Genomic DNA, 6,317 nt, shown 5'->3' on the forward strand with positions numbered 1-6,317 from the left:
GTGTGGTCCTTTCTCAGGCGTGGGCATCCCCCTGGCGCAGACCCGCTTAGACCGGCTCTGGCCCGCATTGGCCCCGACAAATTGTGCCGCATCAAAGTGAACGGGAGATGCCGGGGGATTGAACAGTTACTAAAGTACAGGGTATGCAGCCCCTCCGCTGCGTCTGGCACCCCAGAAACGTCAGTAATCTAGGTGTATGCAATCGACATGGCTCGTGCTGGTGTCACTGGCACTCGGGCTGGGGGTCGGTGCCGGTTTCATGGCACTACTGCAAATGGCAGAGCACCACGGACGGCGTGCCGCCGAGGTCGTGAACCCCGTCGTGCCCGATGGTATCGACCAGGTCCTGGATGCCCTCGAATCCGCCGGAATCGTTCTTGATCCGTCGAACAACGTGATCAAGACCTCAGCGGCCGCCTTGACGATGGGTCTGGTCTTCAACCAGCAGCTTGTGCATCCCGAACTCATCGAATTGGCTCGACAGGTGCGGCGAAACGGTGAGGCGATTTCCCAGGACCTCGTGTTGTCCCGTGGACCGTTTAACGACGGGAGCTTGCGGTATCGGGTGCGGCTGGCCCGGCTCGGTTCCCGGTACGTGCTGATCCTCGCGGAGGATCGAACGGAGTCGTTCCGCCTCGACGAGGTGCGGCGAGACTTTGTCGCGAACATCAGCCACGAGCTCAAGACGCCGATCGCGTCCGTGAGCCTGCTCGCGGAAGCCCTCGACCACGCGGCCGACGAACCGGTGCAGGTGCGTCGATTCGCGAACCGGCTCACCACCGAATCGGCCCGGCTCGGACGCCTCACCCAGGAGATCATCGAACTGTCGAGGCTCCAGGCGCAAGACGCACTCGCCACTCCGGAATACCTCGACGTGGACGCCCTCGTGGCGGCCGCCGTCGACCAGAGCCGGGTTGTCGCGGATGCTCAGAACATCACTCTGGCGGTCGGCAAGAAAACCGGGGCACGCGTCTACGGCGACGAAAAACTGCTGGTCGTGGCCGTGCACAACCTCGTCTCCAACGCCGTGAACTACTCCCAGCCGGGTTCTCGGGTGGGAGTGGGCGTGCGCAGGAACAAGAACGTGGTCGAGATCACCGTCACCGACCAGGGCATCGGCATTGCGGAGGCCGATATCGACCGGGTGTTCGAACGCTTCTTCCGAGTGGATCAGGCTCGCTCGCGGCACACCGGTGTACTGGCCTGGGCCTGTCGATCGTCAAACACGTCGTCCAGAACCACGGCGGCGACATTCGCGTGTGGTCCCAGCCCGGAAGCGGCTCCACCTTCACCATTCGACTTCCCGAGGCGGCGACTCCCGCTGCCATCACCCCCACCGCGCAGGCGGCGACAGGAGACATCCAGTGACACGCATCCTTTTGGTTGAAGACGAGAGCGCCCTCAGCGAGCCGTTGAGCTTTCTGCTCGAGCGTGAAGGCTATGAAATCACCGTGGCGGAGGACGGCCCGGGCGCGATCGCCGAGTTCGATCGCAACGGCACCGATCTGATTCTGCTCGACCTCATGCTGCCCGGCATCCCGGGCACAGAGGTCTGCCGGGAGATCCGCGTGCGCTCGACGGTCCCCATCATCATGGTTACGGCAAAAGACTCAGAGGTCGACATCGTGGTGGGGCTCGAACTGGGGGCCGACGACTACGTGACGAAGCCCTATTCCACCCGAGAGCTCCTCGCGCGCATCCGGGCGGTCATGCGGCGGCACACCGAACTGGACGAGGACAACGACGAGGGTGTGCTTGAGGCCGGCACCGTGCGCATGGATATTGAGCGCCACACGGTGGCGGTTTCGGGCGAGGTCGTGAACATGCCGCTGAAGGAGTTCGAGCTGCTCGAGTTCCTGCTGCGCAACGCGGGACGCGTGCTCACTCGCGGTCAGCTCATTGACCGCGTATGGGGTACCGACTACTTCGGGGATACCAAGACGCTCGACGTGCACATCAAACGCATCCGCTCGCGCATTGAGAAGACGCCGTCAGATCCGACCATGCTCGTGACCGTGCGGGGTCTCGGCTACCGCTTCGAGGCCTGACCCCATAACGAATGCCCCCGGTGCCGCGTCAGCGGACCGGGGGCATTGTGCGTCGTTGGATCAGGCGTCGTCGTTGGGTCAGGCGGCGGGAATCGACGTCGGCGTCGGCGTCGGCAGCAGGTCGGCGTACTGCGCACCGGTGGTGCCGTCGAGAACCGGAAGCAACAGCTCGACTCCCGTTTCGTCGCCGTACTGCAAGAAGACCGGAAAGAGATCGCCGGGGGCGCTGTCGATGTTCTCGAGGAGAACGCTCGGGCGGTCCTTCGTGCCGATGGTGACGGTGGAGTTGGCACGGATCGTGACGTTCGTGGTGACCTTCTGGCCGCCGGCCTCGTACTGCACGACGACGCTCTGCGCGGTGTCACCGTTGTTGATGGCCGTCACGAGCAGGCTCGCGGTGGATCCGTCTTCGGAGAGCAACAGCGCGTTGCGGAAAGCGATATCCCCGACCTCGCCGCTCACGCCGTCACTCGGATCGTACTGAATGAGTGTTGCCTGCGGAGCGTAGAACCCGCAGGCGCTCGTTCCTAGCAGGATGCCGGCCGCCAGAAAAACGGATGCAACGATGCGCGCACTCACAAGACCTCCACAACCAAGGCAGCGGCCGGGCGGAATGGCACGGCGCTGCAGAACTTCGCGATATGTACAGCTTAGCGGCGCGCACGTGTCGGGCGGTACGACCCCGCAAACCCTGCGTACCGTACCACCCGGCGCTGTGGTATCCTTGACGTTGCTGAAGGGATACATATCTATGCTTTTTGAGGTCGGCGAGACCGTCGTCTATCCCCACCACGGTGCCGCCACGATCACTGAGGTCAAGACGCGTATCATCAAGGGTGAAGAGAAGCTCTACCTGAAGCTCAACGTCACCCAGGGCGACCTCACCATTGAAGTGCCAGCCGAGAACGTCGATTTGGTGGGTGTTCGCGATGTGATCGGTCGCGAAGGACTCGACAAGGTCTTCGAGGTGCTGCGCGCACCATTCACCGAAGAGCCCACGAACTGGTCCCGCCGGTACAAGGCCAACCTCGAAAAGCTCGCGTCCGGTGACGTGATCAAGGTATCGGAGGTCGTACGTGACCTGTGGCGACGAGATCAGGACCGTGGCCTCTCGGCGGGCGAAAAGCGCATGCTTGCCAAGGCCCGACAGATCCTGATCAGCGAGCTCGCACTCGCCGAGAAAACCGACGAAGAGAAGGCCTCCACCGTTCTCGACGAGGTTCTCGCGTCCTAACGCTTTCGTTCCTCGCGATAGGCGGTGCCGTGAGGTGCCGCCTTTCTCATGCCCCGTTGTGGGCCAATCTTCCCGCTCCTCAGACTTCAGAAATCGGCTTACAGACATGACTGATTCCCCCACTCCCGTGGTCGCGGTCATTGTGGTCGCTGCCGGCAGCGGAACCCGCCTCGGGCGCTCGCATCCGAAGGCCTTCGTGCAGCTCGCCGGACGAACCCTCCTTGAACACGCGCTGAGGTCGGTGTACTCCCTGCCCGATCCCATCCAGGTCATTGTTGTCGCTCCGGAAGACCGGGTGTCGGAGGCTCGTGCCATCGCGGTCGACGCCGCTGCAGCCGCTGCAGCCGCTGCAGCCGCTGCATCGACGGACATCGTGGCAGGCGGTGCAACGCGCCAGGAGTCCGTTCGGCGCGGCCTTGCCGTGCTGCATGCCGGCGTCGAAATCGTGCTCGTGCACGACGCTGCTCGTGCCCTCACACCCGCCGCGCTTTTCGAACGGGTCGTGGCGATGGTGCGGGACACCAATGATGGTGTGATTCCGGGACTGGCCGTCGTCGACACCATCAAGCGTATAGACGCTACCGGCACCATCCTCGGCACCGTCGACCGCTCCGAACTCTCTGCCGTGCAGACCCCACAGGGATTTCCCCGCGCCCTGCTTGTGGCCGCACACGACACGGTCGCCGACGAGGCAACGGATGACGCGGCCCTCGTCGCCTCAGCAGGCCACCGCGTGCGCGTGGTCACCGGAGACGCCCTGGCGTTCAAGATCACCACCCCCCACGACCTGGAGGCGGCCGAATTGCTGCTGCGCGCCGAAAACTCGGCTCCCGCCGTCGTGATGCCCCGCGTCGGTACGGGGCTGGACGTTCATGCCTTCGACGACGAGTCCGAGCTGTGGCTGGCCGGCCTTTTCTGGCCGGGGGAGCGCGGTCTGTCCGGGCACAGCGACGGTGACGTGGCCGTTCATGCGGTGTGCGATGCCCTGCTCGGTGCGGCCGGCCTCGGCGACGTGGGCGGGATCTTCGGTACCACCGACGCCCGTTTCGCCGGCGCCCACGGCGACGTCTTTCTCGTGGAGACCCTGCGTCTCGTGACCCAGGCCGGCTTCGGCGTGGGCAACGTGTCCCTGCAGATCATCGGCAACCGACCTCGGTTCGCCCCCCGTCGCGCGGAAGCGGAAGCGCTCCTCGCCGGCCTTCTGCACGCCCCGGTGAACATCGCCGCCACGACCACGGACGCGCTCGGCTTCACCGGTCGCGGCGAAGGCATCGCGGCCACGGCGACCGCGCTGCTCGTTCCGCTCGCTGCCGGCGACCAGCCGCTCGGCGGGCGCCCTGTCCTAAGCTTGGACCTGTGACCATGCGACTCTACGATTCCAAGGCCCAGGCTCTGCGCGACTTTGTACCCCTCGAGGCGGGCAAAGTGGGAATCTACGTCTGTGGTCCCACCGTGCAGTCCTCCCCGCACATCGGGCACCTGCGCAGCGCCCTCGTCTACGATCAGCTGCGCCGCTGGCTCAGCTACCGCGGTTTCACCGTGACCTTCATTCGCAACGTCACCGACATCGACGACAAGATTCTCGTGAACGTGCAGGGTTCCACCGAGGAGTGGTGGGCGCTGGCCTACCGCTACGAGCTGGAATTCACCGCCGGCTACCAGCGTCTCGGCATTCTCGCGCCCACCTATGAGCCACGCGCCACCGCGAGCATCCAGGAGATGCAAACCCTGATTGCCCGCCTCATCGCGAAGGGCCACGCGTACCCGGCCGACGACGAGTCCGGAGACGTGTACTTCGACACCGCGAGTTGGCCGGCCTATGGCGACCTCACCCGCCAGGGTCAGGGCGACATGGAGGCGGCCACGGATGCCGATCCCCGCGGCAAACGCGATCCCCGCGACTTCGCCCTGTGGAAGGGCCGCAAGGCGGATGAGCCCGAGTCCGCCGCGTGGACCTCGCCCTGGGGCGAGGGACGTCCGGGCTGGCACATCGAATGCTCTGCCATGGCCAGTCGCTATCTCGGCGCCGAATTCGACATCCACGGGGGCGGACTCGACCTGCGATTCCCGCACCACGAGAACGAGCTCGCGCAGTCCACGGCTGCCGGCGACCCCTTCGCCCGGTATTGGATGCACAACGGCCTCGTGCACGTGAACGGCCAGAAGATGTCCAAGTCGCTCGGCAACTCCATCTACGCCGCCGAGTTGCTCGACCAGGCCCGCGCGATCGTCGTGCGCTATTACCTCGGTGCCGCGCATTACCGGTCCACGATCGACTACCACGACGGCGCACTCATTGAGGCCGAAGCCGCTCTCGAACGCGTCGAAAGCTTCCTCGACCGCGCCGACCGGCGACTCGCCGACACCCGCTTCGCCGGCTCCGGCGCCCTCGTCGTGCCGACCGAATTCGCCGACGCCATGGACGACGACCTGGCCGTGCCACAGGCACTCGCCGTGCTGCACGACACCGTGCGCGCCGGCAATGCCGCGCTCGACGCCGAAGACCTGCACGCCGCGGCATCCGCTCGCGGTGAAGTACTCGCCATGAGCGAGGTGCTCGGAATCAATCCGCTGTCGACCGGCTGGTCGGTTGCGACGGATGAGCCGGCCATGGTCGCGCTCACCGCACTGATTGAGCGCCTCCTCAAAGACCGTGAAACCGCGCGGGAAACCCGCGATTACCAGGCCGCAGACCGTATCCGGGACGAACTCGTCGCCGCCGGAATAACCATCGAAGACACACCCTCGGGTGCCCATTGGAGTTTTGACTGATGAAGAACACAGACCGCAAGGCACGCACCGGGTCCGTGCGCAAGGGCAGCCGCGGCGGCCAGGTCGGCTCTGGCGGACAGGGTCGCCAGGCCCTCGAAGGCAAGAAGCCCACCCCCAAGGCGGAAGACCGTCCGTACCACCCCGCCGGCAAGAAGAAGGCCGCCAAGGAGCGTTTCGCCGCGGCCGGCGGTTTCGCGTCGCGTCCGAGCAAGGACGCCAGCACCGAAGGCGGTCCGCGCGGCGGCGCCCGCGGGCCCGCCCGT

The 6,317-nt window shown here is 65.5% G+C and carries 6 protein-coding genes and 2 pseudogenes; 7 read left to right on the plus strand and 1 reads right to left on the minus strand.

The features are described from left to right. Nucleotides 1–424: 424 nt before the first annotated feature. From JF66_RS25390 to JF66_RS15490, 3 genes and pseudogenes are all read left to right on the plus strand, one after another. Nucleotides 425–1,126, plus strand: a pseudogene (locus JF66_RS25390) (sensor histidine kinase); the annotation flags it as partial. Nucleotides 1,127–1,215: 89 nt separating this feature from the next. Further along, a complete protein-coding gene (locus JF66_RS25395) occupies nucleotides 1,216–1,368 on the plus strand; it encodes a hypothetical protein (protein WP_369798045.1) in 153 nt (50 codons plus the stop codon). Beyond that, on the plus strand, nucleotides 1,365–2,048 hold the full coding sequence (locus JF66_RS15490) for a response regulator transcription factor (protein WP_035879446.1): 684 nt from the start codon (nucleotides 1,365–1,367) through the stop codon (nucleotides 2,046–2,048). The genes JF66_RS25395 and JF66_RS15490 overlap by 4 nt, the downstream gene beginning before the upstream one ends. A gap of 78 nt (nucleotides 2,049–2,126) precedes the next feature. Here JF66_RS15490 and JF66_RS15495 read toward each other — a convergent pair whose 3' ends face one another. Continuing rightward, on the minus strand, nucleotides 2,127–2,627 hold the full coding sequence (locus JF66_RS15495) for a hypothetical protein (RefSeq protein WP_035879448.1): 501 nt from the start codon (nucleotides 2,625–2,627) through the stop codon (nucleotides 2,127–2,129). Between the two features lie 172 nt (nucleotides 2,628–2,799). Here JF66_RS15495 and JF66_RS15500 point away from each other — a divergent pair, with 172 nt between their 5' ends. The 4 genes and pseudogenes from JF66_RS15500 to JF66_RS15515 all read left to right on the plus strand — a co-directional run. Then, entirely contained in the window at nucleotides 2,800–3,282 is a 483-nt protein-coding gene (locus JF66_RS15500) for a CarD family transcriptional regulator (RefSeq protein WP_035879449.1), read from the plus strand. Between the two features lie 106 nt (nucleotides 3,283–3,388). Further along, nucleotides 3,389–4,642, plus strand: coding sequence for a 2-C-methyl-D-erythritol 4-phosphate cytidylyltransferase (gene ispD / locus JF66_RS15505; protein ID WP_051973616.1), 1,254 nt, complete (start codon nucleotides 3,389–3,391; stop codon nucleotides 4,640–4,642). Then, on the plus strand, nucleotides 4,639–6,054 hold the full coding sequence (cysS, locus tag JF66_RS15510; protein ID WP_035879451.1) for a cysteine--tRNA ligase: 1,416 nt from the start codon (nucleotides 4,639–4,641) through the stop codon (nucleotides 6,052–6,054). Before ispD ends, cysS begins: the two co-directional genes overlap by 4 nt. Next, nucleotides 6,054–6,317: pseudogene (locus JF66_RS15515) on the plus strand (23S rRNA (guanosine(2251)-2'-O)-methyltransferase RlmB); the annotation flags it as partial. The gene cysS and the pseudogene JF66_RS15515, both read left to right, overlap by 1 nt.

Origin of the sequence: Cryobacterium sp. MLB-32 (genome assembly GCF_000738085.1) — a bacterium.
GTDB lineage: Bacteria > Actinomycetota > Actinomycetes > Actinomycetales > Microbacteriaceae > Cryobacterium.

Excerpts from the sequence above, each read along its gene's own strand:
- ispD (WP_051973616.1), top strand. The coding sequence starts at position 3,389 with ATGACTGATTCCCCCACTCCCGTGGTCGCGGTCATTGTGGTCGCTGCC.
- JF66_RS15500 (WP_035879449.1), top strand. The coding sequence starts at position 2,800 with ATGCTTTTTGAGGTCGGCGAGACCGTCGTCTATCCCCACCACGGTGCC.